The organism is Thermococcus atlanticus, assembly GCF_054657855.1.
In genome coordinates this window covers 2063433-2088547 of the sequence record NZ_BAAHXX010000001.1, presented here as the reverse complement: position 1 = coordinate 2088547, position 25115 = coordinate 2063433, and the positions used below count along the sequence as shown (strand labels likewise).

27 protein-coding genes and 1 tRNA gene are annotated in these 25115 nt (G+C 51.7%); 11 read left to right on the top strand and 17 right to left on the bottom strand.

The genetic code is table 11. The features are described 5' to 3' along the window. Positions 1 to 17: 17 nt before the first annotated feature. From ACYQ27_RS11400 to lipS2, 3 genes are read left to right on the top strand one after another with little or no spacing between them, the layout of a single operon-like run. Complete coding sequence (locus ACYQ27_RS11400) at positions 18 to 935, top strand: isoaspartyl peptidase/L-asparaginase family protein (protein WP_456396686.1); 918 nt, start codon at positions 18 to 20, stop codon at positions 933 to 935. Beyond that, on the top strand, positions 936 to 2096 hold the full coding sequence (locus ACYQ27_RS11395) for an MFS transporter (protein WP_456396672.1): 1161 nt from the start codon (positions 936 to 938) through the stop codon (positions 2094 to 2096). It begins immediately after the preceding gene. Between the two features lie 15 nt (positions 2097 to 2111). Then, positions 2112 to 3068 carry a LipS2 family lipoyl synthase gene (gene lipS2, locus ACYQ27_RS11390; protein WP_460041654.1) on the top strand — a complete coding sequence of 319 codons (957 nt, stop codon included), beginning with the start codon at positions 2112 to 2114 and terminating at the stop codon, positions 3066 to 3068. Here lipS2 and ACYQ27_RS11385 read toward each other — a convergent pair. The 4 genes from ACYQ27_RS11385 to ACYQ27_RS11370 all read right to left on the bottom strand — a co-directional run bounded on the left by ACYQ27_RS11385 (position 3048) and on the right by ACYQ27_RS11370 (position 6388). Next, entirely contained in the window at positions 3048 to 3575 is a 528-nt protein-coding gene (locus tag ACYQ27_RS11385; RefSeq protein ID WP_460041653.1) for a hypothetical protein, read from the bottom strand. The two genes, lipS2 and ACYQ27_RS11385, sit on opposite strands and share 21 nt — an antisense overlap. After that, positions 3547 to 4467 (bottom strand): RIO1 family regulatory kinase/ATPase domain-containing protein, encoded by a 921-nt coding sequence (locus tag ACYQ27_RS11380; protein WP_460041652.1) that lies wholly within the window; start codon positions 4465 to 4467, stop codon positions 3547 to 3549. Before ACYQ27_RS11380 ends, ACYQ27_RS11385 begins: the two co-directional genes overlap by 29 nt. Before the next feature lie 101 nt (positions 4468 to 4568). Next, positions 4569 to 5138, bottom strand: coding sequence for a hypothetical protein (locus ACYQ27_RS11375; protein ID WP_460041651.1), 570 nt, complete (start codon positions 5136 to 5138; stop codon positions 4569 to 4571). A gap of 50 nt (positions 5139 to 5188) precedes the next feature. Then, positions 5189 to 6388, bottom strand: coding sequence for a proteasome-activating nucleotidase (locus ACYQ27_RS11370; protein WP_460041650.1), 1200 nt, complete (start codon positions 6386 to 6388; stop codon positions 5189 to 5191). 215 nt (positions 6389 to 6603) lie between these two features. On the opposite strand from ACYQ27_RS11370, the gene cas6 reads away from it, so the two are divergent. Further along, positions 6604 to 7335 carry a CRISPR-associated endoribonuclease Cas6 gene (gene cas6 / locus ACYQ27_RS11365; protein WP_456395958.1) on the top strand — a complete coding sequence of 244 codons (732 nt, stop codon included), beginning with the start codon at positions 6604 to 6606 and terminating at the stop codon, positions 7333 to 7335. On the opposite strand, the gene ACYQ27_RS11360 is transcribed toward cas6, so the two are convergent. Further along, a complete protein-coding gene (locus ACYQ27_RS11360) occupies positions 7310 to 8209 on the bottom strand; it encodes an MraY family glycosyltransferase (protein WP_460041877.1) in 900 nt (299 codons plus the stop codon). The genes cas6 and ACYQ27_RS11360 overlap by 26 nt on opposite strands. Positions 8210 to 8262: 53 nt before the next feature. Between ACYQ27_RS11360 and ACYQ27_RS11355 the strand changes: the two genes are divergently transcribed. Genes ACYQ27_RS11355 through ACYQ27_RS11345 form a run of 3 tightly spaced genes read left to right on the top strand, consistent with a single transcriptional unit; the run spans position 8263 to position 10574 of the window. Continuing rightward, positions 8263 to 8889: an HAD family hydrolase gene (locus ACYQ27_RS11355; protein ID WP_460041649.1), complete on the top strand. Its 627-nt coding sequence runs from the start codon at positions 8263 to 8265 to the stop codon at positions 8887 to 8889. Further along, on the top strand, positions 8880 to 10202 hold the full coding sequence (locus tag ACYQ27_RS11350; protein ID WP_456395956.1) for a glycosyltransferase: 1323 nt from the start codon (positions 8880 to 8882) through the stop codon (positions 10200 to 10202). Before ACYQ27_RS11355 ends, ACYQ27_RS11350 begins: the two co-directional genes overlap by 10 nt. Before the next feature lie 6 nt (positions 10203 to 10208). Further along, positions 10209 to 10574 (top strand): DUF2304 domain-containing protein, encoded by a 366-nt coding sequence (locus tag ACYQ27_RS11345; protein WP_456452489.1) that lies wholly within the window; start codon positions 10209 to 10211, stop codon positions 10572 to 10574. Between the two features lie 2 nt (positions 10575 to 10576). On the opposite strand, the gene ACYQ27_RS11340 is transcribed toward ACYQ27_RS11345, so the two are convergent. The 6 genes from ACYQ27_RS11340 to rlmD form a co-directional block, all read right to left on the bottom strand. Then, positions 10577 to 11101: a deoxycytidylate deaminase gene (locus tag ACYQ27_RS11340; protein ID WP_456395952.1), complete on the bottom strand. Its 525-nt coding sequence runs from the start codon at positions 11099 to 11101 to the stop codon at positions 10577 to 10579. A 6-nt stretch (positions 11102 to 11107) separates the two neighbouring features. Beyond that, positions 11108 to 11899, bottom strand: coding sequence for a M48 family metallopeptidase (locus ACYQ27_RS11335; protein WP_456452487.1), 792 nt, complete (start codon positions 11897 to 11899; stop codon positions 11108 to 11110). A 5-nt stretch (positions 11900 to 11904) separates the two neighbouring features. Next, a complete protein-coding gene (locus ACYQ27_RS11330; RefSeq protein WP_456395966.1) occupies positions 11905 to 12270 on the bottom strand; it encodes a BlaI/MecI/CopY family transcriptional regulator in 366 nt (121 codons plus the stop codon). A gap of 111 nt (positions 12271 to 12381) precedes the next feature. Then, positions 12382 to 12459, bottom strand: a tRNA-Gly gene (locus tag ACYQ27_RS11325). 44 nt (positions 12460 to 12503) lie between these two features. Continuing rightward, complete coding sequence (lrpA, locus tag ACYQ27_RS11320; RefSeq protein ID WP_456395948.1) at positions 12504 to 12929, bottom strand: HTH-type transcriptional regulator LrpA; 426 nt, start codon at positions 12927 to 12929, stop codon at positions 12504 to 12506. 65 nt (positions 12930 to 12994) lie between these two features. After that, positions 12995 to 14248: a 23S rRNA (uracil(1939)-C(5))-methyltransferase RlmD gene (rlmD, locus tag ACYQ27_RS11315; protein ID WP_460041648.1), complete on the bottom strand. Its 1254-nt coding sequence runs from the start codon at positions 14246 to 14248 to the stop codon at positions 12995 to 12997. Positions 14249 to 14357: 109 nt separating this feature from the next. Between rlmD and ACYQ27_RS11310 the strand changes: the two genes are divergently transcribed. Then, entirely contained in the window at positions 14358 to 14573 is a 216-nt protein-coding gene (locus ACYQ27_RS11310; RefSeq protein ID WP_456395944.1) for an ArsR family transcriptional regulator, read from the top strand. 29 nt (positions 14574 to 14602) lie between these two features. On the opposite strand, the gene pyrE is transcribed toward ACYQ27_RS11310, so the two are convergent. Further along, entirely contained in the window at positions 14603 to 15154 is a 552-nt protein-coding gene (pyrE, locus tag ACYQ27_RS11305; RefSeq protein WP_456395942.1) for an orotate phosphoribosyltransferase, read from the bottom strand. Positions 15155 to 15330: 176 nt separating this feature from the next. On the opposite strand from pyrE, the gene ACYQ27_RS11300 reads away from it, so the two are divergent. After that, complete coding sequence (locus ACYQ27_RS11300; RefSeq protein ID WP_460041647.1) at positions 15331 to 16026, top strand: PrsW family glutamic-type intramembrane protease; 696 nt, start codon at positions 15331 to 15333, stop codon at positions 16024 to 16026. Here the strand turns inward: ACYQ27_RS11300 and ACYQ27_RS11295 are convergent. The 5 genes from ACYQ27_RS11295 to ACYQ27_RS11275 form a co-directional block, all read right to left on the bottom strand. Beyond that, positions 16007 to 17692, bottom strand: a complete 1686-nt coding sequence (locus tag ACYQ27_RS11295) for an ATP-dependent DNA ligase (protein WP_460041876.1) — start codon at positions 17690 to 17692, stop codon at positions 16007 to 16009. The two genes, ACYQ27_RS11300 and ACYQ27_RS11295, sit on opposite strands and share 20 nt — an antisense overlap. 43 nt (positions 17693 to 17735) lie before the next feature. Next, complete coding sequence (locus tag ACYQ27_RS11290) at positions 17736 to 18641, bottom strand: pantoate kinase (protein ID WP_460041875.1); 906 nt, start codon at positions 18639 to 18641, stop codon at positions 17736 to 17738. A gap of 52 nt (positions 18642 to 18693) precedes the next feature. Further along, positions 18694 to 20289, bottom strand: a complete 1596-nt coding sequence (locus ACYQ27_RS11285) for a Na+/H+ antiporter NhaC family protein (protein ID WP_460041874.1) — start codon at positions 20287 to 20289, stop codon at positions 18694 to 18696. 333 nt (positions 20290 to 20622) lie between these two features. Further along, positions 20623 to 21204, bottom strand: coding sequence for a type-4 uracil-DNA glycosylase (udg, locus tag ACYQ27_RS11280; protein WP_456452479.1), 582 nt, complete (start codon positions 21202 to 21204; stop codon positions 20623 to 20625). Then, complete coding sequence (locus ACYQ27_RS11275) at positions 21191 to 21559, bottom strand: hypothetical protein (protein ID WP_456396149.1); 369 nt, start codon at positions 21557 to 21559, stop codon at positions 21191 to 21193. The genes udg and ACYQ27_RS11275 overlap by 14 nt, the downstream gene beginning before the upstream one ends. 160 nt (positions 21560 to 21719) lie before the next feature. Between ACYQ27_RS11275 and tes-int the strand changes: the two genes are divergently transcribed. After that, on the top strand, positions 21720 to 24836 hold the full coding sequence (gene tes-int / locus ACYQ27_RS11270) for a tetraether lipid synthase Tes, intein-containing (protein WP_456452477.1): 3117 nt from the start codon (positions 21720 to 21722) through the stop codon (positions 24834 to 24836). Further along, positions 24836 to 25114: a DUF3213 domain-containing protein gene (locus ACYQ27_RS11265; RefSeq protein ID WP_456396151.1), complete on the top strand. Its 279-nt coding sequence runs from the start codon at positions 24836 to 24838 to the stop codon at positions 25112 to 25114. The genes tes-int and ACYQ27_RS11265 overlap by 1 nt, the downstream gene beginning before the upstream one ends. The last annotated feature ends 1 nt before the right edge of the window (position 25115 follow it).

Below are 25115 nucleotides of genomic sequence, written 5' to 3'. Positions count from 1 at the left end.
TATTTGTGGTGATTTTCGTGGTGGCGATTATAGTTCACGGCGGTGCAGGCACTGTAAAAAAGGAAGAAAGAATCCCGAAGGTTCTGGATGGTGTCAGGGAGGCCGTGCTGGCAGGGTGGAGAGAGCTAAAAAGGGGCTCCGCACTCGATGCTGTTGAGGAGGCGGTTAAAGCCCTTGAGGACAATCCGCTCTTCAACGCCGGAACCGGAAGCGTTCTGACGCTTGACGGGAAGGTCGAGATGGATGCCGCGATAATGCGCTCAAACCTTGAGGCGGGTGCTGTTGCAGCAATATGGGGGGTTAAGAACCCGATAAGCGTCGCGAGGAAGGTCATGGAGAAAACCGACCACGTTCTACTCGGGGGTGAGGGGGCCCTTAAATTTGCCCGCCTGATGGGGTTTGAGGAGTATAACCCCGTAACGGAAGAGAGGCTGAAGCAGTGGCAGGAGCTCAGGAAGAAGCTCATGGAGAGCGGGGAAACAAGGCACTGGAAAAAGCTCAGCGCGCTGATTAAGGAGTACCCCGAGGTTCTGAGGAGCACAGTGGGTGCTGTGGCCTTTGATGGGGAGGATATAGTGGCTGGAACATCAACAGGAGGGGTTTTTCTCAAGATGTTCGGAAGGATAGGGGATACGCCCATAATAGGCGCGGGAACCTATGCAAATGAATTCGCGGGGGTCTCGGCAACGGGCATAGGAGAGGTCATGATAAAGCTTGTTCTTGCCAGAACCGCCGCGGACTTTGTGCGCTTCGGCCTTAAAGCCCCCGAGGCTGCGGAGGCTGCCATAAGCATAGCCACCGAACATTTCGGAAGGGATGTTGCGGGGCTTATAATGATAGACAGGGACGGCAGAGTTGGTTTTGCCAAAAACACAAAGCACATGAGCGTGGCATACATGAGAGAGGGCATGGAGGAACCCTACACGGGGATCTGAATGAGGAAGGACATCTGGCTTCTCCATTTTTCGGTCTTTTTCTTCTTCATGGGCATGGTATCCCTGAATCCAATAATATCCCCCTTTGCCATGGTGCTGGGCGCCGCTCCGGTTATTGTGGGGACACTTGCATCGATATCATCCGCGGTCTCCCTGATATTCAAGCCCGTGGCGGGGGTTATAGGAGACAGGGGATTCAAGTTTGAGCTCATGATTGCCGGGGCCTCTCTGGCAATCCTCGCGGGGGTAATATACATCGTCTCCTCCTTCACTGGCAGCCTGAGCCTGTTTGCCGTTGGGAGGGGCCTTCACGGGTTTGGGATGGCGCTGTTCTTTCCCGCATCGCTGACGCTGGCCGTCGACCTGGCGCCCCCGGGAAGGGTCGGGGAAACCCTCGGATGGAGGAGCACGATGTTTGGGGTGAGCCAGCTTTTCGGGCCTGCTTTTGGGAGTTTTGTCGCTGATCTGATGGGGTTCACAGCGGCCTTCGGACTGACGGTTCTCTTCTCCTTCCTGTCGGTGGTTATGGTGGTCTATGTCTACATGAGGGACAGGGAGAAGGTGAAGGTGCGTGAAAGGGAGAAGAACCATTCCAGATGGCGTGCCCTGCTTGTGCTGAGCTTTGCTGCGGCCTCAGTGGCTCTCCTGCTGAATGCTACCGCATACAGCGGCTTCCTGACCTTCCTGCCCGCTGTGTATAAGGAGCTGGGCCTCGGAACATCCGCCTTCGGCGTGTACCTGAGCATCGTCGGTGGATTCAGCATACTCACGAGAATCCTCGGTGGCCGGGAGGCTGACAGGAGAGGAGCCGCTCTGGTGGCCTCCATAGGGTTTGTTGCGATGATATCCGGATATCTGCTCCTCAGCGCATTCCTCCTGCCGCCGGGGGCATACATCAGTGCGTTTCTCCTTGGACTGGGTCTGGGATTTGTTGTTCCGGCCCTCCAGCTTCTGGCCCTCGGGAGCCTCCCATCAGGTGTGAGAAACTTCGGGGCGAGTATATACACGATGTTTTTTGATGTGGGCTTCATGGCCGGTCCTGTGATTCTGGGATACTACATTCAGGTTAAGGGGGATTACAGTGTCATTTTTCCGCTGCTGCCGGTTATAGTTAGCTTTGCCCTGATAACAACCCTTATAGCAAAGGTTAAGAAAGCATAGCACGGAGGTCTTATCATGAGGATCAGGGTTTCATATGGAACTGCGGTATCAATGGGTCTCATTCACGCAAGAATGCTTGCGAGGCCAACCACGGCATACCTGATGACATATCATGATGGGAGATGCAGGAACAACTGCGCCTTCTGCCCTCAGGCGAGGGGGAGCAGGGCTGATCTGAAGAAACTTTCGAGGATTACATGGCCTGTATTTGAGCTTGAAACTGTGGTGGAGGGACTGAGGAACGGCGGGTTTGCCCGCATATGCCTCCAGACCGTGGATTATCCCGCCCTTATTGACGACGTCTTTGAGATTCTTGGGGCTTTCATGCCCCTCGGGCTTCCTGTTTCACTCTCGATAACTCCGGTCAAGAGAAGCACTCTCCGGGAGTTCAAAGATCTCGGGGTCGGGTACATCGGTGTCGGTCTTGATGTGGCAAGCGAGGAGCTTTACCCCAGAATCAAGGATTCCCTGTATTCGTGGGATGACATGTGGAAATTTACGCGGGATTCAGTTGAGGTCTTCGGTGAGGGCAGGGCATTCGTGCACGTCATAATCGGCCTCGGAGAAACGGACAGGGATGCAGTTGGAACGATTCAGATGGCCTACGATGAGGGTGCTGAGGTGTCTATGTTTGCATTCACCCCTGTTAAAGGAACCCGGCTCGAAAAAGCCAGCCCTCCCCCGCTCAGCCGCTACAGAAAGCTCCAGATCGCCCACTACCTGATAAGAAGGGGGATTGCGGGCTTTGAGGATATGGAGTTCAGCGAAGACGGGACGCTCCTGTCCTTCGGTGTGGGCAGTGAGAAGCTGAAGGAGGTGCTTAAGGCCTCCGCCTTCAGAACCTACGGCTGCCCCGGCTGCAACAGGCCCTACTACAACGAGAGACCAAAAAAAGAACCGTATAACTTCCCCTTCACCCCGGGCGGGAGCTATGCATCGAGGGTTCTGAAATCAATCGAGAAGGATTCTTAATACCTCCCTGAGCTTTTCTGTTTTGATGTTTCCGGGCACCTCTCTTAGTTCTCCCCTCACGATCCCTATGAGGGCCATCAGAAAGCTGTGCAGTTCTTTATCATTCTTTACCATTGCCAGCGTTGTCTCAAAGTTTTCTCCGAGTTCATCTAGCCTGTCGTTCTCCTTTGCTATCATAACTATCGCTTTAATCCGCTCAGCTCCGAGCAGGTACAGCTCTTCGCTTGGGGCCGCCATCATGGCTCTCATTGCACATTTTATTGCCCCCCTGTAGTTATCCTCCTGCAGGAAGATATCGCCCATCCTGAAGCACGCCTCGAAGTAAAATTCGGGATATCTGTCCTTTGCAAGCTCCAGGATCTCATCGAGCTTTTTCTTGGCCCCATCGAGCTCCCGTCTGTTCTCAAGTTCTATGGCCTCCCTGAAAAGCCTTACAATTCTCTCCTGCGTGGTGTAGGGCTCGTACCTGATTGTCATGTCAACCTCCCCTGCTTCTCGTCCATGCATTATAGAATCTGTTCCATACCTCATTAAAATCTTTCTCCACCCGCCATCTCCTCCTGAAGGAGTTCAGCAGAACTGTGATGTCCCGCTTGAGGTATTCGATGCTCTCGGGATATGCCGTTGGGAGGTACTGCGGCCAGTCTATTATGAGGATGTCGTGATCCTCGGTGAGAACTATGTTGAATTCGCTCATGTCAGAATGAACCACCCCGAACTCCACTATCCTTTCATACTCGTCAAGAACCATGTCGAGAATCCTTTCGGCATCTTCCCTGCTCAGCTCTCCTTCCCTTAAATCTGCAAGCTCAACCCCGTTTATGAACTCCATAACTATCGCATGCCGGTTCCATCCTATGGGCCTCGGAACCCTGGCAACCGGGGAGAGGAGCTGGAGGGCCTCATATTCCCTCTGGGCAACGAGCCGGGAGATGTAAAGCCAGCTTATGTGCCTCTTGTCCATGAAGTCCCGCCGGTAGAGCTTTATCCTTGTGAAGCTCGTTCTCCCTATGCGGTTGAACTTGACGGCGACCCTCTCTCCATCGGGCGTTACAGCGGCGTAAACGTCAGCTTCCTTGCCGACCCCTATCTGTGTGGTGCTTATGGCCTCGATGATGCCCTTCCTTGAGAAGGCCCTTATTGCGAGGACATCGTATCCGTGAATTGTGAGCTGATAGCCTATGTAGCCTATATCGCTCCTCCGCCTCACAAGCTCCCAGCTGTCGAGCTTTCCGAGACGGTGTGAAGCGGTTTCCACATCCGTTCTGGCAAACCTCGCGATGTCCTCAAGGGGAACCCACCTGTGGTGGCGCATATTCAGCTCTACCCCTCTGAGGATGCGGAAGTCCAGATCCTTCAGGTGAGGATATGCTTCGAGGGCTATGAGCTTGCTTACCATCTCCTTCCCTGAAGTTGGTTTTATGGGAGAATTTATAAAAGTAGTTGGTTCCCACATCCTGGCTTTTAGACGTTCAGTAATTCCCCCGTTCCTAGATTCGATCAGCCCGTGCAGCTGGCGGCATAAAACGGCTCAAGCACCACCGCTGAGAGCGTCCCTTGGTATTTGAAGAGGTCATCCCTGACTTCCACGGTAACCTGCATCATGAGCCTCTCTTCGGGTGCCCTGTCCACAAACGTCAGCTCGTATGTTCCATCCCCTGCTTCACCGAGGTCCCTGACCTGGATGATGTATGTCGTTCCCCTGTCTTCCCCTCTGCTGATCTCAACTTTCCCGTACCAAGGAGGTTCGACCTCAAGGTACAGGGCGTTTAGAAACTCTCTTTTTACCACCACTTTTATGTAGAGCGTCCTCGCACCTTCCCTGGGGGTTATCCAGAGGCGTATCTTGTCGAAGCTCCTCGTGATTATGACGTAAAAATGCCCGCTGAAGTTCGCCCTCAGGCTCTCGTCCCTTCCCACCCAGCTAACTGGATTCCCTGAACCGGTGTACGATACCTTGGAGAGCCGGGGTTCGAGGGTTATGGACACCTGGCTCGCGATGGCGAGGACTACCACAATGATAAGGACCGCACTCAGAACATAGGCACGCCTCTTACTCAACCCACCCACCGGGGAGAATACCATAACAAAGGATAAAAAAGTTGCGACGAAAGTCGCCTTCAGCCGTACATGACCTCGTGCATGGCTATCTGCTGGGCGAGCTTCTGCTCCGAGCCGAGGACCTTGTCTATGGCCTTGATGAAATCCTCATGGGTCACGTGCTCCCTCCTCGCCCTTATTGCAAACATCCCTGCCTCGGTTACGATGGCCTTGAGATCCGCACCGCTTGCTCCTTCTGTCATCCCGGCGATTGCGTTCAGGTCGACTTCCTTGAGGTTCATCTTCTTTGTGTGCACCTTCAGAATTTCAAGCCTTCCGGTGAAGTCAGGCAGGGGCACCTCAATCAGTCTGTCAAATCTTCCGGGTCTCAGCAGTGCGGGGTCGAGTATGTCCGGTCTGTTTGTCGCTGCAATTATCTTCACATTGCCCCTCGCATCAAACCCGTCCATCTCCGCCAGCAGCTGCATCAGGGTTCTGTTGACCTCCCTCTCGCCGCCTGTTGTTTCATCCATCCTCTTTGCACCGATTGCATCGATTTCGTCAATGAATATTATTGTTGGAGCTTTCTCCTTTGCGAGGTCGAACAGCTCGCTGACGAGACGGGCGCCCTCCCCTATGTACTTCCTCACAAGCTCGCTGCCGATGACCCTGATGAACGTCGCATTGACCTCGTTGGCGAGGGCCTTGGCCATCAGGGTCTTTCCGCATCCCGGAGGGCCGTAGAGCAGGACACCTTTGGGCGGATCTATCCCAACCTTCTCAAAGAGATCAGGATGTTTTAAGGGGAGTTCAATGGCTTCTCTGAGTTCCCTGAGCTGCTCCTTGAGTCCTCCTATATCATCGTACGTTACAGCGGGCCTCTCAATGACTTCAAATCCCAGAACGCTCGGATCCTTCTGGCTTGGAAGCAGTTCAATGACCGCCATCGTCCTCTGATCAAGGGCAACCCTTGATCCGGGTTTGAGTTTCTCCCTCTCTATCCATGGGGCAATCCTGACGACAAACCTCGGTCCGTTGTAGTTCTGCACTATCGCCCTGTCCTCATCGAGGACCTCCAGAAGGGTTCCGGCAAAGTTTGGCGGCTGTCTCATCCTTGACATTTCCATTCTAAGCCTCGACAGTTCCCTTTCGAGCCTCTCCTTGTCGGCCTCAAGGGTTCTCACCTGGAGCTCAAGTTGCCTGATCCTCCTCTTTAAATACGTGATGTAATCATCATATTCGCCTGATGACTTGAATCCAACTTCATTAATGTCGGTCACATCTTTCACCTCTGTATTAGCCTCTCCTAAACTGCCTTTTAACTCTATCCCTGTTCACAGCAGGAAGCTTTATATCCTTTTGGGAAACTGGCTTGGGTTTTTACTTAACTTAATGGTATTCCTTGATTGAAATCCTTCACGAAATTTTTATAACCAGAAGTGCATAAGATTATGTAAGGGGAGAGATGCAGGTTCTAATCATGGGGTGAAGTCTAATGCGTGTAGAAATAAAGCTCAGGCCGGCAGAGGAAAAGGCTATTCTGCCGTTTAATTACAACTATCAGATTTATGAACAGCTTATTGATAAGATGGCAATAGCCTCCCTTGAGCTCTCGAAGAAAGTTGAGACAAGTCATGTTGATTATTTCACCTTTTCAAGGATAGTCGTGCGCAAGAGGGAGCTGATTCCCGACAGGGGTATCAGAATACTGTCGGACACGGTTTCGCTGTATATCTCATCATCCGTGGGTGAGATAATAAAGGCCATAGTTGAGGGCTTCAATGACAGTCCAGTCCTGAAAATAGATGACCTCTCGTTTATTGTCGAGGATTTTAAGGTTTTGAAGGAGCCCAGAATCAGGGATGGTGCTCTCTTCTCAACTCTGAGCCCTGTGATGGTCAGAACCGTCAAGATCAGCGGAAATAAAATGAAAATATGGGATCTCTACCCCAATGAAGACGCTTTCTTCGAGAGGCTGAGAAAGATAATGCTGATGCGTTTTTCAGAGCTGAACGGCAGAATGCCCGAGGACAGGGAGTTCTCCCTCGATGTTATAAAATTCAAGCCTGTCAGGATTCTTGTGAGGGATACATACTACAGAGGGTCTCTAATGGTCTTCCGCTATTACGGCTCGCTTGAGATTGCCCGTTTCGGCTATGACAACGGCTTTGGAGAAAAGACGAAGTACGGCTTCGGCATGATCAAGCTGATAGAAGAAGAGAGATGATTCCGAGAATGGCTTCTATCCCCCATACCATGGCCACGAGCTCGTATTCCCTGACCCTTTTTGCCCTCATGATCATGCCAAGAAAACTTGGATACGGGGGTGCCTTCAGGGTTCCATCCTCCAGAACCTGCGTTCTCCCGATGCTCCTTCCTGCAAACCTTATCCTCGTTTTCAGCAGGAAGTCAATTGCATGTGGAAGCAGCAGAATAGCTGTGAAAAGCTCGGCTTTTCCCATTATCCCGACGAGGCCTATGAGCGCACCCAGGCTTAATGTTCCGGTATCGCCCGGAAATACCCTCGCGGGGTAGCGGTTCCACCACAGAAACCCCAGAGCCACGGCACATCCTGTGAAGGCCAGAATCCGGGCATCTCCAGCCGTCATGAGGCCGAGGAAGAAGAGGGCTATTGCGGAGGTTCCGACCTCCAGCCCGTTGAAGCCTGCCAGCATGTTGACAAGGTTTGCTGAGCCGGTTATGAATAGGACGGCAAATACCCCGTATAGAGCACCCAGGCTGAGTGAGAGGAAAATCAGATTAAGTTGCCCTCTGGAGGCAAAGGCCAGCAGGGGGGTTGAGACTAAAAGCGAGAGCAGAACCTTATGGGACTGCCTCATGTTTGTTAGGTCATCGAGTATTCCAACGAGCCCGAAGAGGAGGAAGATGATGAGTGCTTCTGAGGTTTGAGCACCGAGCACGGGGATTAAAGCCAGGGGCAGGGATATCAGGATTGCCAGGCCACCCATCTCCGGAACCTCGGGCAGGTCGGGCTTGTGGATATCCTTTCCGATTATCCCCGCTTTTCTCATAAGTCCCGCTGTGTAAGGTGTGAGCACGAGTGAAAGCAACAACCCTATAAACGGTGAGATCAACACCATCAACACCCCAGAGAGAAAGCTCACAACGTTAAATAAATCCTTCGGTGAAGGCCATGATAAAGCTCGTGGTGCTTGATTTCGACTATACGCTGGTGGGGAGCGAGGCCGGATTCTACGATGTGAAGGGGCTTAAAAAGGAGGAGTTCGAGCGCAGGGGAGTGTGGAGGGTTGCTGAAGGGCTCACCCACGAATACGGGAGTGTTTTCAGGGTGGCGGGGGAGCTCGGCTTGGATGTGGAGGACGTTAAGAAGGTGGCGGAGGAGATAGAGCTTGAGCGCATGAGGACGAGCTACCTCCTTGAAGGCGCTGAAGAGCTGCTGGGCTTTCTGAGGGAGAAGGGTGTTAAAATCGCACTCCTTACAGGTAACTGCAGAAAAGCCGTGCTCTACGCCCTTGAGAAGCACGGGATCAGGGACTTCTTTGACCTGATAGTTACGAGGGATGAGTGTGCTCCCGGGGACATGAAGCCCAGCGCAGGGTGCTATCTGAGGCTTCTGGAAAAATTGGGGGTCAAAGAGGAGGAGGCGGTCTTAATAGGGGACAGTGAAGCTGATATGCTCCCCGTAAAAAGCGTGAGGATAATAGTCAGCGATAAGGTTAAAGGGGACTACAACGTTAGAGACCTCAGGGAAGCGGTAGACCTGCTAAAGGGACTCATGGGTGAAGGAGAATGGACATAAAACTGGCGGTCTTTGATCTCGATGGAACCCTCGTGGGTGCGCACACGGCTTTCTCCGAGATCAAGGAGAGGCTGAGGGAAAGGCTGCTGAGCGAGGGAATTCCCGAGGATTTAATTGGCGACCTTACCCCGATGTACGAAACCCTGCACAGGATTTCCCGGGAGACCGGCAGGGACTTCGAGGAGCTTCACAACCACCTGAGGGAGCTTGAAATTGAGCGCATGGACAGCAGCTATCTTTTTGAAGGCAGCAGGGAGGTTCTTGAGTTTCTGAAGGACAGGGGCATAAAAATAGCCCTCATGACGAGGAGCTGCAGGGATGCCGCCGTAAAGGCCCTCAGGATGCATGGAATCCTTGAGTACTTTGATCTGATGGTTGCGAGGGAGGATGTTCCGGTCGAAGAGCTGAAGCCCAACAGAGGCCAGCTGGAAAGGATTCTGAAGCATTTTGGAATTCCCCCCTCGAAGGCCCTTATGGTTGGAGATCACGGCTACGACATCGTTCCAGCCAACGAGCTCGGCGTTCTGAGTGTTCTGGTTACATCCAATGAAACGGGCAGGATGAGCTTTTCCATCGATGCTCAGGCGCACTTTGAAGTCCCCACGATGAAGGAGCTCCTGCCCCTGCTTGGGAGAGTCCTGAACACATATGTCGTTGTCCCTGCCTACAACGAGGAAAAGACCATCGGGAAGGTACTCGATGACCTGCTGGATTATTTTAAAGCTGAACACATAGTGGTGGTCAACGATGGGAGCAGGGATGGAACAGAGGATATAGCCCGTTCGAAGGGCGTTCACGTTGTTAGCCATCTCGTCAACAGGGGTCTTGGGGGTGCCCTTGGAACGGGAATAGCGTATGCCCTGAGGAGGGGTGCGGAGCTCATCCTGACCTTTGATGCCGATGGGCAGCATCTGATAAGCGATGCCCTGAGGGTCATGAAGCCCGTCGCGGAGGGGAGGGCTGATCTGGCAATCGGCTCCCGCCTGAAGGGCGACGTGAGCCAGATGCCCGCCATAAAGCGCTTCGGAAACTTTGTTCTCGATGCAATAACCGCCCTGTTTGCGAACAGATACGTTAGCGACAGCCAGAGCGGGCTGAGGTGCTTCAGCAGGAGGTGTGCATCGAAAATAAGGATAACCTGCGACCGCTATGCGGTTTCAAGTGAGATAATAATCGAGGCATCCAAAAATGGCTGCAGGATTGTTGAGGTTCCCATCAAGGCGGTTTACAGTGAATACTCGATGAAGAAGGGGACGAATGTTTTTGAGGGTGTTAAAATAGCCCTGAATCTGATGTTCGATAAGCTGAGGTGATGAGGGATGTATGCTGTTCAGTACATTGCAATGGCCATTACTCTGGCCTTGATGCTGTACGTTTTGGGCAAATACGGGAAAAGGGAGTTCGACTGGAGGGAGCTGATATTCTGGGAAGGCCTCCTGGTGGTCATGCTGTTTATTGCCCTGTTCCCGGTGGAAATCGCAACCGAGATCAAGAACATCCTCGGGCTCGGGAGGGGGCTGGATGCACTCTTTGTGGTTGCAATCGGCCTTGCATACCTCATGATTTTCAGGGTGTATCTGGCCGTTGACAGGGCCGAGAGGGAGATAACGGAGCTGACGAGAAAAATAGCAATCGAGCTTGAGGAGATAAACGAGAGGCTCAGGAACATGGAAGAGAAGCTCTAACGCTATTTGAAAAGCTCCTCCAGAAACAGTTTGACCCTCTCTTTCGGCAGTTTGAACTGCCTTATTTTCACTATGCCCTTTTCCTGTGCCTCTTTCAGGAGTATCTCCGTGGCCTCATTGGGATACATCTCCTCATAGACTATCTCCTTTATGCCAGCGTTGATGACGAGCTTGAAGCATGTGTCGCAGGGGAAGTGGGTAACGTAGAGCGTCGCTCCCTCAAGGCTTATTCCCTTCCTCGCTGCCATCGCTATGACGTTCTGCTCCGCATGAACGGCTCTGTGGCAGTGTCCGTCCACCACCAGACATCCCGCATCGATGCAGTGCTCCATGCCCCTGGGTGCTCCGTTGTAGCCTGTGGCGAGGATATAGCCGTCCTTCACGGCAACAGCTCCGACCCTCAGCCTCGGACATGTGGCCCTAAGCGAAACCAGCTTCGCTATAAGCATGAAGTACTCGTCCTTCGTGGGCCGGATTTTCTTTATTCTCTCCGCCCTCTCCCTGTCCAGAACTATCTCGACCTCCATTGTGCATCACTTGAGGAGGCTTCTCATGCTCAGCCCTTCAACTTCTATCATTATCCTCAGGATTCTTTCGTCATACGTGGGGTGGGTGTCCATAATGCCAATGCTCTTGCTCTTTCTCTGCCTTCTCTCTATTGAGGGCTCGATTCCGGGGAGGGCGCTTTCCTTCACATGCGCCCTGAGGTCTTCGTAATATTTCAGCTCTTCCAGGGCATCCTTGAGGCTCATGGGTCTGTCGAGCAGTCTTACAGCGGCTTCATCCGCTTTGAACTCCCTCTCCTTGAAGAACCTTACCCTGTCCGCCTCATACATGATGTAAAGCGTTATCGAGAGTATCTGTATTGGGAGGCTGTGGGAGAACAGGACGCCGAGGGCCATCAGGAGCATCATCAGGTACCTCGCATAGACCACAACCGGGAAAAGGAGGGTGTCGTTGTTTTTAATGTGGCCGAGCTCATGGGCCACAACGCCCAGTATCCCGTCCCTGTCAAGGACCTCAAAAAGCCCCATTGAGAGAACTATTGAGTTTCTGAAGGAGTATGCGTTGGGTATGTAGTCGTCGAGCAGGTATACATTGGGCATTCCTATGCCCGCCTTGCCTGCCATCCTCGCTATGCTGTCGTAGAGCCAGGGCATCTCAGTCCAGTTGAGGGTTATATAATCCCGTTTGAGGCTGTGGGTTGATATCCATGCATATACAAACGTTAATGCCAGAACTGAGAAGCCTATAACCACTAAACCTATCCTGCCGAAGTACCTCAGGATGATCAGCATCTGGAGGAGCACGATTAACCCCAGCATCCGCCTCACTTCTTTATTTTGGAGATGTATGCGAATGTCGCTTCCTTGAAGTTGTTCATCAGGGCGTCCAGTATGCTCTCAACAACCCTCTGTTCGAATTCCTCCCTTGTTGTTGTGATGTTGTAGATGTACCTCATTCCACCCCTTCCCTTCTCGACCTTCCGTTCAAGCAGGCCCCTTTCGCACAGTCTGTTCATCAGTATGCTAACCGTTGAGCGTCTCATGTCGGGATGTCTCTCTTTGAGCCTTTCATAAACCTCTCCGGCGGTTGCTATCCTGACCTTCCACATGTACTCCATAATCTCGGCTTCTAAGGGTGGGAGAACAGCCTTTATACCTTCTTCCGTGAGCTTGAATTCGTGAGGTTCCATTATCATCACCTTGTTTAAACTTCGAAAGCATGTCTAAAAAAGTTTTTGTCTGCTGAAGAACATTGGCACTTGGGCCATTAATGAGACCATCCTGACAGCGCCGCCAGAAGATGGTGCGGTGGCCGGGATTCGAACCCGGGTTACCGGCTTGGGAGGCCGGTGTCCTAGACCAGGCTAGACTACCACCGCAACTGGGCATTAGGAAATAATAAAGAATGGGTTTAAAAGCTTTATCACTTCAGCCTCTCAAGTATCACAGCGGGACACACCTTTGTGACGCCCTCAATCTTTCCAATCTTGTTTGAGATTATGTCCGAAAGATCCTCCCCATTCTTTGCCCAGATTTCTGTCATTATCATGTGGTCTCCGCTGGTCAGATAGATTTCCTTGACGAAATCGAATTCCTTAAGTTTGTTTGCAACCTCAAATATCTTCTCCGGAAGCGTATCCACTCCTGTGAGGCTCACCAGATGGTAGCCGAGCTTTGTGGGGTCAACCTTGACGGTGTACTGTCTTATAACTCCGGCATCTTCAAGAGCCCTGACCCTCTTCCTCACGGCGGTTTCGCTTATGCCGAGAACCTTGGCTATCTCCGTAAACGGAGTCCTTGCATCCCTGGTGAGCATCTCAATTATAACCTTATCCCTCTCATCCAGCATTTTTCCACCTCATTGTAGATATGTCAAACAAGTTTATTAAGTTTTTGAACCTTACGGTTCTAAATCTAAACCTTCAAATGCAGTTTTACCAACGTCTCCACATGGGGGGTGTGGGGGAACATGTCAAAGCCCCTGGCCTCCTCAATGGAGTACATCCCCGAAAGCCCTGCGAGATTGGCGGCAAGGGTTCTGGGATTGCAGGATATATAAATAATGGTGTTCGGTTTTTCTTTTAAGATTTTCCTTATGAGTTTGGGATGCAAACCCGCTCTCGGTGGGTCGACGATTACCGTGTCATACGCCCCGAGATTTTCGACATCCTTATCCCTCCCCACCCTGAATTCAGCCTCAACACCGTTCAGCTCGGTGTTTTTCCTCGCCATCTTCACAGCGAAGGGGTTGACCTCAACTCCCTCAACGGTGAATCCCCGTTTGGCGAGATAAACCCCGAATGTTCCAACGCCCGAATAGAGATCAAGCACCCTTTCACCATCAACAAGCCGGGAGGCCTCTTCCACGAGATTGACGGTCTGGTATGAATTTGTCTGGAAAAAGCTGTTCGGATGTATCAGGTAGGCCACATCGTCTATCCTCTCCATTATGAACTCACTGCCCCAGAACTTCTCAACATCTCCAAACGAGACATCGCTTTTGCTCCTGTTTATGCTCCAGTAAAGCGAGTCTGCAAAGGGGAAATAGCTCTCAACATCCCCGGGAAGCATTCCTTCGGCCGTAACAAGATTCACCATGAGCTCCCCCGTGAACTTTCCTTCCCTGAGGACAATATACCTCAAAAAACCCTCATTCTTTCGTATGTCGTATAGCTGCAGCTTAAAATCATGGATGAACTCTCTCAATGCCTTCAGGGCGGTTCGGCTCCTTTCACCGAAGACCTTGCACTCCTCAATATCAACGACATCCCACCACGTTCCCCTCCTCCTGAAACCTATTCCTCCCGTCGAGGTGACAACATCAATCCTATTTCTGTGGCCGTAAATTTCCGGGGAGGGCAGGACATCAACCTCAAATCCGAGGATGCTGAAGAGCTTCTCCTCCTTGAGCCTAACCTGTTCCCTATAGGGCAGATGCTGAAGAAGACAGCCGCCGCATTTCCCGAAATACGGGCATGGGGGGTTTACCCTGATGGGGGAGGGCTCGACTATCTCATAATCATGGGCCACCAGCTTCTTCTTTTCGCGATGCCATTTTCTGATTTCCACGACATCCCCCGGCGCAGTGAAGGGAACGTAAATTGTCTTCCTCCCAATTCTGGCTTTTCCAAGGCCGTCCGCTTCGAGTTTCTGGATTTCAACCCTCATGTTTTCAGGAATGGCGCCGGCATTTATAAATCTGCACCTGCCATAATGGCAAAAACTGTCCAGCAAGGTTTATTTAGATTGCCTGCATAATCTATATGGTGCATCCCTGATGCTGGGCCGGAGGAAGGATATCGTGTATAAAACCCTTGCCACAAAAAAGAAGGCAACTTCTCTTCAAAAATTAAGCTCCGAGCTTGAAACGCCAATGCACACCCTTCTCCAGACCGTTAAAAAGCTTGAATCCGATGGCCTTGTTGAGGTCTATTACGGAAAGGAAAAGGCTTCAATCATGGTGAGGGCCAAAACCCTTGAGGATTATGTCTGATTTTTTGCTTCTTCTGTATAATTTTAGGCTCAGCCTCCGGATTTTAAGCGTTTTGAATGCTGAAACAGATCGCCAACGGTCACCAGGGGCAGGAACGTGTATTCCCTGCCGATAGCGTCCTCAGCCCCCTCCTCCCTGTCCACGACAACACATATCGCCGCAACCCTCGCACCGTTTTCTTCGAGGATCCTCGCCGCCCTCAGAACACTTCCCCCCGTTGTCGTAACGTCCTCCACCAGCAGAACCCTGTCGCCCGGATTGACGTCTCCCTCAATCTGTTTCCCTGTCCCGTGCTCCTTCTTTTTCTTTCGGATTATGAGGAGGGGTTTTCCGGTTTTCAGGGCCAGCGCCGTTGCTATCGGCACAGCACCCAGTTCTGGGCCTGCAATTTTGTCGAATTCAATGTTCAACCTCCGGGTTTTTTCCTCCATGAGCTCTGCAATGAGCTTCAACGCCCGGGGGTTTGTTATGAGCTTTTTGATATCAATGTAGTAGTCGCTTTCCCTGCCGGAAGTGAGGATGAAATGGCCAAAACGAATGACGTTTTCCTTAAATATCATCCTGATCAGCTCTTCCTTCATCTTTGGCACCTCTGTATCAATTTGCGTATTGCAGGCTGTTTTAAAACTTTGGGTGCCGGGTGGGCTCTTAGGAAAAAGCACAGTTAGCCTTATCCTGCCAGTATATGCCCGGAATAAAGAATAAAACCAGCCATCCCTAGGCAGGTTAATAAACCTTCATGGACAAATGGAACCCGATGATGATTGCCGGAATCCTGGGGGTTTATATCGGAGTTATAGTGCTCCTCGGAGGGCTGGTGGCATTAGACGGCCTTAAAAAGGTTAGGGAAAAATGGGAGGAGCTTCCGGAGACTGTCCGGCTTCCATATGTATTTTTCGGGGGAATTTTGCTGCTGTTTATTTCGGGGATTCTTGAGCTGTCCGTATGGAGGATTTATCGGTCGCCTCTGACCATGGCGCTCTCAATTGGAATCGTTGAGGAGAGCCTCAAGCTCTCTCCCCTTTTAATTCTGCTGAAAAGAGGGGAAAAATCATATCTCTGGAAGCTCACCATTGGAACCGCAGTGGTATTTGCCGTTTTTGAGACGCTCTCGTACATTTCGGCCTTCGCTCTTGCACCGACCCGGAACGGTACCCAGATGCTGCTTTTTGGAGTTAGATTGGTCGTAGTTGCCTTCCACGTGCTGTGGACAGCGGTTCCCCTGAGCTATCTGCTCTATGGAAAGAATAGAGAAGCGCTGGCGGGGTGGGCTTTTGCCGTTTTTGCCCATTCGGTATATGACTATCCCGTGCTGGCGGCATCCGCCGGAGAAAATGAGGGGATGATAGCAGCCGGTGTCCTTCTGAGCGTCATTGCCATCCTTTCACTCAAGATTGCCGTGGACAGAGCGCTGCAGACTGTGAGGAAGGAAATCATCTCCGCCCTGCCTTGAACCGCTCCTGAAGCTCATAGAGCTGGGCTATCCTTTCCAGTGTATCCGCCTCCTCCGGGCTTTTGTCCTCCCTCAAAGCAACGTAGCGGGGGAACCTCAGTGCAAAGCCGCTCTCATACTTCGGGCTTTTCTGAATCTCCTGATAGGTAACCTGGATGACGACTTTGGGCTCTATTTCAACGTTCTTTCCCTCCTCCCTCACAACGAGCGGCTTCAGCAGCTTTGTGAATTCCACCAGATCCTCATCCGTAAATCCGCTCCCGACCTTACCAACCGGCAGGAAGGCCCCCTGTCCGGGATCATAGGCCCCAAGGAGGTAGGATGCGAAGACATGGCTTCTCCTGCCCTCACCCCATTCGGCACCAATGATTACCAGATCAAGGTTCTCCATCGTGGGCTTTACCTTGAGCCACTTTTTGCCCCTGTTTCCGGGTTCATAAACGGAATCCAGCCTCTTCACCATAACCCCCTCATGTCCGAGCTCCAGTGCTTTTTTATAGAACTCCTCGGCTTCTGCGGGATCATCGGTGACGAGCTGGGCTGCCAGCCTTATCCCCTCCGCCTCCTCGACGATTCCTTCAAGGGAGCGCCTCCTCTCGCTGAATGGAGAGTCTATGAGCTCCGAACCGTCTGCATAAAGAACATCGAAGAGGTTGAGCTCAAGGGGTATCCTTTCAATCATTTCATCGATGTTATATTTCCTCCTGAACCTTCTGAGGACAAACTGGAAGGGCCTTGGCCTGTCGTTCTCTCCGACAGCAACGAGTTCTCCCTCTACAATGGCTTTCTCGGCTTTGATGTGCTCCTTTATTCTCTCAACGACTTCCGGAATTGATTTTGTGACGTTCTCAAGTCTCCTTGAGTATATCGTGATTTTTCCGCCATCCTTGTGAACCTGAACCCTCGCACCGTCGTATTTTATTTCAAACGCCGCCCTTCCCCCCATTTCCTTCAGTGCCTCTCCGATGTTTGCCGCGACCTGAGCGAGCATCGGCCTTATCGGCTTCCCCACCTGGATATGAACCCTGCTGAGGCCCTCATTGCCCTCAAGCTTTGCGGTCTTTGTCACGTATCCGAAATCACTCGTGAGCATGTATGCCCTCTCAACAAGCTCCGCCCTGACCTTAAACGCCTCCGCGATGGCATCCCTGAGAATACCCTCCGCCACCCCAGTTCTCATGGTGCCGAGTATCGTTCTGGTGAGGTACTTGCCCTCCTCAGGCTTTGCATCCATGTAGAGGTTTGCGAGGTACTTCAGCTTCCTGTCCTGGCTTCTCTCACCGCTCGTCTCCGCTATTTTGATGAACGTCTCGTATACCCTCCTTATCGTCAGCGTCTGGGAGAAGAAGCTTTTCTGTCTTCTCCTTTTAAGGGCCAGTGCAACGCTCTCCCCTAAATCCCCCGTATCCTTAACGGAGTTTTCAATCTCCTCAGCCCTGATGCCTGTGGCCATTGAAACGGCCCTTATCAGCAGCTTCTCACCCACGCCTAGTTCTCTCTCATCCCAGTCAGGAAAGACCTTCCCGAGGATAAGATACGGCAGAATTTCAAGCAGCCGGGCATCTTCCACACTCCTGAGAAACTCAGCCACATATTTTGTTTTCAGGGTTTTCAGCGTGGTCTTCTCAAGCCTCTGGTATAAGCCTGCAAGCTCGCTGTATCTCACATTCATCACCCTGAAGAGTATCGACGCCGGAGGTAAAAAATGTTTAGCCCGTCCACCTCCCAACCTTCGGCTTCTCGTTGTAGATTTCGCAGATTGAGTAGTTCTCTATGGAGAGATCATCGAGAACCCCTACCGCGCTCTGAACCTCATCCGGGCGGAGCAGGGCAAAGATGCTTCTTCCAAGCATCACCATTGAGGATGGGAGCCTCAGAACTCTGTCCAGCTCCCTCGCTATTTCAAGGAGTTCTCCATCAAGGAGGCCGGTTTTTTCCGCAAAATCCCTCGCCAGGCGCATCATGTTCTCGGGGGTTGGGGAATTCAGGAGCATATCCAGAGCCCGCCTTCCTTCAAACTCGATTTTTTCAATCACATCACCTTTCAGGATTTCTCTCGTGCTCAGCCTGCCGAGCGGTACCGCAAGGACCCTGTAGTCATCGAAGAATATGCTGTCGACAACGCCTATTCCGGGGGCGCCGGCCTTTATCCTCATCTCAATACCTCCGTGCAGCTGGGCTATGACATCCCCAAGGCCACCGCCGTTGATGACCTCATGTGTGTGGGCGACCTGGGCTGCCTGAAGGAGTGTTCTGTTTTTGAAGGAATATGCGAGGGCAAGGGCGGTTCCCAGAGCTCCGCCGGCGCTGTTCCCGAAGCCATGCCCATTCGGGAAATCGAAATACTGCCATACCTCAACATCCCCCCTGAATACCTCCGGGATGATTTCCTCAGCCACACCGTAGCTGATTCTGGCCGCTCTCCTCTTCACGGGTTTGCCGTTAAATGCCACGTGTATGTGATTTTCCATACCCTCCTCAATGCTAACGATGACGTTTGTCCCTCTGTTGAGATTAACTCCAGCCCCGAAGGAACCCGCTTTCATGGGATTCTCGTGAAACCGGGGAAAGAAGAATGCGGTTATATGTGCAGGAATAAATGCTCTCACCAGCATTGAACCCACCGAAGAAAATACATGAGAGGCTTAATAAAAATTGGGGAGGAAGTCACTCCTCCACAACATATATGGGAACCTGGCCGTGGGGGATGCCGTACTTCTTGCCGTACCACTCTGTGAGGACGTACCATGCGCCCACCAGGAGGATAATGCCCACAGGCAGGAGGATTCCCCAGCTCCTTATGCCTATCGCAAACAGCAGGTACAGCACGAGACCGACGGTTGAAGCTGTTACAGCATAGGGTATCTGCGTCGTAACGTGGTCGATATGGTCGCTTCCGGAGAACATAGAGCTCATGATTGTTGTATCGCTTATCGGAGAGCAGTGGTCGCCGAAAATACCACCTGCAAAGACCGCACCGATTGCTGCGAAGACCTCCGGGCCAACGTAGCCGGTGACACCGTAGGCGAGCGGTATGGCTATGGGCATCATGATGCTGAACGTTCCCCAGCTTGTTCCAGTTGTGAATGATATGAACATGGCAACGAGGAACACTATGAGGGGCACAACCCCTCCTGTAACTCCGGCGCTCTTGGCTATATCGACGATATAGGGAGCCGTTCCGACGGCATCGGTGGCGCTTTTGATGCTCCATGCCAGGAGCAGGATGGTGTTTGCTATGACCATCTGTTTCATGCCTTTTATTATGGCGTCCTCGGCCTCTTCAATGTTCATCTGCTTCGTCAGGAGCACGAGGAAGAAGGCAACGACAACCATGGCAAATGATCCCCAGAGCAGAGCAAGGGCAGAATCGGAGTTTCCGAGAACGCCCATAATGCCGTCCGTGGCGTAGGTTTTGCTCCCGCCTCCTGTATACCACATGCCGTAGAGCGTTACAAAGATGAGCGTCAGGATGGGCCATATGAATATGTGGACGCTTCCTCCTTCCTTCGGCATTCCGAGGTCGACTTCAGTTGTCATCAGCGGTCTGGCACCGTCACGGAGAACCTTACCCTCTGTTCTGGCGCGCATTTCGGCTTTAAGCATCGGCCCGTAGTGTCTGTGGGTTGCGGCGACTATGAGAACGAGGAGTATGGCGAGTATCGAGTAGAACCTGAAGGGAACGCTGTGCATCCATGCGACGTATGCACCATAGCTAACGTTGAGGTCTTTAAACGCATCGCCTATTAAACCGACCTCATAGCCGATCCATGTCGAGACTATTGCCAGGCCCGCAACGGGCGCTGCTGTTGAATCGTCTATATATGCAAGCATCTCCCTCGAAACCCTCGTTCTGTCTGTGATTGGTCTCATGGTGTTACCGACGATGATTGTGTTCGTGTAGTCGTCGAAGAATATGAGGACGCCGAGGATCCATCCCATTATGGAAGCCCCTCTGCTGCTCCTCACCCGGTTGGCCAGAGCACGACCTATGGCAAAAGCACCGCCGGACTTGTATATCAGTCCAACACCCGCGCCGATGAGGAAATCGAAGAGCAGTATTTTGACGTTCCAGTCATCAATGGCATTTTTGACAATCCAGTCGAGAGTCTGGGTGGTTCCTGATATCGGGTTCCATCCGCTGGTCATAACTCCGCCGATCCAGACACCTGCAAATAACGCAAGTATAACCCTCTTTGTCCAGATAGCTAAGATAATTGCCACCAGAGGCGGCAGTAACGACAGTATACCGAAGTCAGACACATTTCCACCTCCATATTTCCTCATTCAAAAATCATAGAGGCATTTATAAGAGTTTCTGAATAACCATTGGCATTCTGGCATATATGTCGAAGTTTCTACTGTCAAAATTGGATTTCTAACAACCGAGATGATGCACATTTCTGAACCTCTGTATCCTGCCGTTCTGCCATGAGTAATAATGTCTCAACGATGCATCTTCAAGTACGTTAATGCACGTTTATTCCATAAAAACCTTTCTCAGAAAAAGCTTCAGCATGAAGGCATATAAGCTGAAAAACACATGAGAAACGCCTGCCACTTCGAAGAGTAATTGAAAGATGAAAAAAATTTGTTTTATACTCCAAGCAGAGCCCTGATATTCCTGAAGTCTCTCCTGAGCTCCTCCTTAAGCGCTGGTTTGTAGAGTGCAACCGCGGGGTGATACACGGGAACTATAAGAATTCTGCCGAACAGTGTTCTGGCCTCAAACACCTTGCCGTGAATCCTGCTTATGGGCTCGGGTTCAAACCCGAACTTCCTGAGGATATAGCCCATTGAATGCCGTCCGAGGGGAACGATTATCCTTGGTCTGATGATATCAATCTGCATGTCCAGATAGGGGGAGCATGCCCTGATTTCCTTCTCACTGGGGTCTCTGTTTCCCGGAGGCCTGCATTTGACTATATTGGTTATATAAACCTCCTCCCTTTTAAGGCCGATTTCTTCGAGGAGTTCATCCAGAATCCTCCCTGCCCTGCCCACGAAGGGCAGTCCTTTCTGGTCTTCCCAGTAGCCCGGAGCTTCCCCGACAAACATTATCCCTGCATCGTAGCTCCCGCTTCCGGGAACCGCATTGGTTCTGAGCTGGCCCAGAGGACATTTTCGGCAGCTTTTGATTTTCTCTTCCAGCCTTTTCATAGCCTCATCCTTTGGCACCTTTGACACCCAGCATCTTCTGTGAGAGGTATGCCCTTAGGAATTCGACCCACGCTGTGTAGTATCCCTTCTCGTACTCATCCCTGAATTCATGCTTCAGAATGTTCTCAAAGTGTTTGAGAAGCATCTCTGCTTTCTCTCTGTCATGAGTGCTGAGGAGCTGGACGATAAGGGCATCTGCATCATTGTCCTTCAGGGCGCTTATAAAACCGTTTATGGCCTTTCCGTATCCCATGCCCCATTCATCGGTTCCCACAATTTTCTGCAGCTTATCCAGATGTCCCTTTGCCCTGGTGAAGTCCCTCTTCATGAGTGCCCTGAGGAACATCTCCATCCTCATTTCCCTTGCCGGCATTTCACCACCACCCTAATTTGGTTGAGGGATATTTAACCTTTGTCTGATTAACCTTTGTGCCGCTTACCTATGCAGATAAATCTTCATATTTACGCAAAAGTTTTTATACCCTGGTGGAGAATACCATCCAGAGGCGAAGGGAAAATTTGAGGTGGTAGAGATGGCAGAGACTGTTGGTGAAATCCCCAGCGGGGAAAAAGAGTTTGAAGAGCTCACCCGCAGGGTTAAAAATATTATAGAGTTTCCCGAGATCAGTGAAAAAGAATTCGATGAAATGATTAAAAAAGCAAGCCGCGGTTACGGTGGCCCCCTGCCCCACAAGACGTACTCCCTCTGTCCCGAGACGAGGAGGGTTGTCCCGGCACTGGTATGGGAGAAGGACGGCAAGGTGTGGATAACCAAAAAGTGCCCTGAGGGCATGATCACCGATGTTTATTATGAGAGTGTTGACCAGTACTACCGCTTCCAGAGGTGGAAGTATGATTTCAATCTCATGAGCTTCAATGTTGAGAACAGCGGCGTCAACTGCCCATTTGATTGCGGTTTGTGTGCCAGACATCGCTCACATACGAACCTTTTGAACATAGTTTTGACCAACCGCTGCAACCTGAGCTGCTGGTACTGTCTCCCGGGGGATGAGGAGGTTCTCTTCAGGATTAACGGAAAGCCAGTTATAGCTAAGATGGAAGAGATTGCCAGGTTGATTGAGTTCAAGTACAGGGTTGATATAGACGGCTTCTCCGGGGAGTACGGCACTCCCGGCTGGCTTGAGGTTCTCACCCTCAGGGACGGAAAAGCGGAGTGGGCAAAAGTTACCAAGTTCCTCAGGAGGAAGCACGGGGGCAGGGTTTACAGGATAAGAACACACACAGGCAGGACACTCAAGACCACTCCGGAGCACAAGTTCCTCATTTACTCGGAAGGAAAGTTCGCGAAAAAGAGGGCGGATGAGCTGAAGCATGGAGACGAACTCATTCTCCTCTGGAACTTCAAAGAAAAAGGCGGAAAGTCTGAGATTGACCTTCTCGAAGCCTTCAGGGAGCTACCAGACGCAGAGAAGGAGAAGATCTACGTGCGTGGAATTAAGGAACTCGACTTAAGCCCCCTCAGGGAGAAGCATGGCGACAAAATCCACCGGTGGAAGGGCAGGGATTCGATGCCATTGAAGGCATTCTACGAGCTTAATGCCTCAGGTGAATTCCGCTTGGGACGGGATGCAACCAGCTATGAGCTTCCCTCGAAGATTGAAATCACGCCGGAGCTTGCCAAGCTGATAGGCTACTTCATAGCCGACGGGAACTACACCGACAAGGACATCAGGATAACGGTGGCTCACGAGGACGTGGAGAGGGAAGTAATTGACCTGATAGAAAAGCTCGGTTTGCCCTACAGCTTCCTTGAGTGGGAGGGCAAGGCAAAGCAGATAGTCATAGGGAGCAGGCTCTTCAGGCTCGTTTTCAGGTACGCCCTCGGCATTCCCGAGGGGGCGGAGAACAAGAGGCTTCCAAAAGACTTCCTGAAGTTCCCGTTCGAGGCTAAGATTGCCCTCCTGAGCGGGCTCTTCAACGGGGACGGCTACGTTGTTAGGGGCGAGAGGCACCTGAGCATTGGCTACGCAAGTGTTTCACGTGATCTCATAAGGGACATGCTCTACCTTCTCGCCTCCCTCGGAGTGTTCGCCAGGGTCTACACGGTCAGAAAGGAGAGGATGAAGGGAGCAAATCACGATCTGCACAAGCTCTACATAGCTGGCCAGGACATGGTGAAACTCTTAGAACTCCTCGAACTGAGGGAAGGACACAGGAAAAGGCTCGGCGACGTTGGAAACAGAAAGCCCGCCAGGGTTGAGCGCGTCGGCGACTTCTTCGTAGACACCGTGGAGGAAATAGAGACTGGGGAGTACAGCGGATATGTCTACGACCTTGAAGTGGATAGTGAAGAGCACGCCTTCGTCGCCGGCGATGGAATCCTCATAAGCAACTGCTTCTTCTACGCCAAAGAAGGACAGCCCATCTACGAGCCCACCCTTGAGCAGATACGGATGATGCTCCGCAACGCCAAGAAGGAGTATCCTGTTGGAGCGAATGCAGTCCAGCTCACCGGAGGAGAGCCAACCCTGAGGGAGGATCTGATCGAAATAGTGCGCATAGCCAGGGAAGAGGGTTATGATCATGTTCAGCTCAACACCGACGGAATAAGGCTTGCATTTGAGCCAAATCTTGTGAAGAGAATTAAAAGAGCAGGCGTCAACACGCTCTACCTGAGCTACGATGGCATGACCCCGAAGACGAACTGGAAGAACCACTGGGAGATACCGCTCATCTTTGAGAACGTGCGGAAGGCTGGAGGGCCGGGAATAGTCCTCGTGCCCACAACCATAAGAAACGTCAATGACCATGAGCTCGGGGAGATAATAAACTTCGGTCTCAACCACCTCGACATCGTCCGCGGTGTAAACTTCCAGCCGATTTCCCTCGTCGGCAGGGTTCCGAAGAGGGAGCGCCAGCGCTTTAGGATTACGATACCCGGCGCAATAGCCAGAATAGAAGAGCAGACAAACGGCGAGATAGCCGTGGAAGACTGGTATCCCATCCCAATTGCAGGTCACATAGCGAGGTTCTTTGAGGCCTTTGCGGGGAGCAGGTACTACATGACCAGCCACTACTGCTGCGGTGCCGCAACCTATGTCTTCCTTGACAGGGAAAAGAAGAGGGTTGTCCCCATAAGCAGGTTCCTCGATGTGGAGGGCTTCGTTGAGTACCTTGAGAGCAAAACGGAGGAGGTTCAGAAGTGGAAACACCTAGGAAAGCTCCAGAAACTGAAGCTCGGTGCGGAGATTTTCCTGAAGTTCAGGAGCTTCTATGATGAGAAATACGCCCCGGAGGGGCTCGATGTCCTCGGATTGATTAAGAATGCATTCGTGCATGGAAATTACGACGCCCTCGGCCAGTTCCATGTAAATGCTCTCTTCCTCGGCATGATGCACTTCATGGATGAGTATAACTACGATGTGGAGAGGGTGGAGCGCTGCGTCATACACTACGCAATGCCAGACGGGAGGATAGTGCCCTTCTGCACATTCAACGTGATTCCCGAGCTCTACAGGGATAAGGTGCAGAAGCAGTTCAGCTACACATGGGAGGAGTGGAAGGCCATGCACCCTGACTGGGAGTACAGGAAGGACAAGTACATCCGCACCAGGGAGTTCGTTGAGAAAATGAAGAGGAGCGAGGTCTACAGAAAGACCTACATAGATATAGAGAAATACTTCGGGTGATGGAGATGCTGAAGCTCCGCCTGAAGTTCAGAAAGATAAATCCCGTGGATGCCATGGTTAAACAGTATGAGCTGCTGAACGAGGAAGGGATTTACAGGGCATTTATCAACGGCTACTCCAGGAGAGGCTCGGTTGTTTTCGATGAATCCAGGATATCCAGGGAGGAAATAATGAAGAGGCTTGAAGACTTTGAGCCGGAGATAGTGGGTGCGGAGAGGCTCACCCTCGATGAGCTAATCGAATCCAGCTACAGCTGGAAGGGAGAGGCGGAGGTATAAT

What these genes read in the sequence shown, in the direction of transcription:
- ACYQ27_RS11395 (WP_456396672.1), top strand. Translation starts at nt 936, where the DNA reads ATGAGGAAGGACATCTGGCTTCTCCATTTTTCGGTCTTTTTCTTCTTC.
- lipS2 (WP_460041654.1), top strand. Translation starts at nt 2,112, where the DNA reads ATGAGGATCAGGGTTTCATATGGAACTGCGGTATCAATGGGTCTCATT.
- ACYQ27_RS11385 (WP_460041653.1), bottom strand. Translation starts at nt 3,575, where the DNA reads ATGCATGGACGAGAAGCAGGGGAGGTTGACATGACAATCAGGTACGAG.
- ACYQ27_RS11380 (WP_460041652.1), bottom strand. Translation starts at nt 4,467, where the DNA reads ATGGTAAGCAAGCTCATAGCCCTCGAAGCATATCCTCACCTGAAGGAT.
- cas6 (WP_456395958.1), top strand. Translation starts at nt 6,604, where the DNA reads ATGCGTGTAGAAATAAAGCTCAGGCCGGCAGAGGAAAAGGCTATTCTG.
- ACYQ27_RS11360 (WP_460041877.1), bottom strand. Translation starts at nt 8,209, where the DNA reads ATGGTGTTGATCTCACCGTTTATAGGGTTGTTGCTTTCACTCGTGCTC.
- ACYQ27_RS11355 (WP_460041649.1), top strand. Translation starts at nt 8,263, where the DNA reads ATGATAAAGCTCGTGGTGCTTGATTTCGACTATACGCTGGTGGGGAGC.
- ACYQ27_RS11350 (WP_456395956.1), top strand. Translation starts at nt 8,880, where the DNA reads ATGGACATAAAACTGGCGGTCTTTGATCTCGATGGAACCCTCGTGGGT.
- ACYQ27_RS11345 (WP_456452489.1), top strand. Translation starts at nt 10,209, where the DNA reads ATGTATGCTGTTCAGTACATTGCAATGGCCATTACTCTGGCCTTGATG.
- ACYQ27_RS11340 (WP_456395952.1), bottom strand. Translation starts at nt 11,101, where the DNA reads ATGGAGGTCGAGATAGTTCTGGACAGGGAGAGGGCGGAGAGAATAAAG.
- ACYQ27_RS11335 (WP_456452487.1), bottom strand. Translation starts at nt 11,899, where the DNA reads ATGCTGGGGTTAATCGTGCTCCTCCAGATGCTGATCATCCTGAGGTAC.
- ACYQ27_RS11330 (WP_456395966.1), bottom strand. Translation starts at nt 12,270, where the DNA reads ATGGAACCTCACGAATTCAAGCTCACGGAAGAAGGTATAAAGGCTGTT.
- lrpA (WP_456395948.1), bottom strand. Translation starts at nt 12,929, where the DNA reads ATGCTGGATGAGAGGGATAAGGTTATAATTGAGATGCTCACCAGGGAT.
- rlmD (WP_460041648.1), bottom strand. Translation starts at nt 14,248, where the DNA reads ATGAGGGTTGAAATCCAGAAACTCGAAGCGGACGGCCTTGGAAAAGCC.
- ACYQ27_RS11310 (WP_456395944.1), top strand. Translation starts at nt 14,358, where the DNA reads ATGCTGGGCCGGAGGAAGGATATCGTGTATAAAACCCTTGCCACAAAA.
- pyrE (WP_456395942.1), bottom strand. Translation starts at nt 15,154, where the DNA reads ATGAAGGAAGAGCTGATCAGGATGATATTTAAGGAAAACGTCATTCGT.
- ACYQ27_RS11300 (WP_460041647.1), top strand. Translation starts at nt 15,331, where the DNA reads ATGATGATTGCCGGAATCCTGGGGGTTTATATCGGAGTTATAGTGCTC.
- ACYQ27_RS11290 (WP_460041875.1), bottom strand. Translation starts at nt 18,641, where the DNA reads ATGCTGGTGAGAGCATTTATTCCTGCACATATAACCGCATTCTTCTTT.
- ACYQ27_RS11275 (WP_456396149.1), bottom strand. Translation starts at nt 21,559, where the DNA reads ATGCCGGCAAGGGAAATGAGGATGGAGATGTTCCTCAGGGCACTCATG.
- tes-int (WP_456452477.1), top strand. Translation starts at nt 21,720, where the DNA reads ATGGCAGAGACTGTTGGTGAAATCCCCAGCGGGGAAAAAGAGTTTGAA.
- ACYQ27_RS11265 (WP_456396151.1), top strand. Translation starts at nt 24,836, where the DNA reads ATGGAGATGCTGAAGCTCCGCCTGAAGTTCAGAAAGATAAATCCCGTG.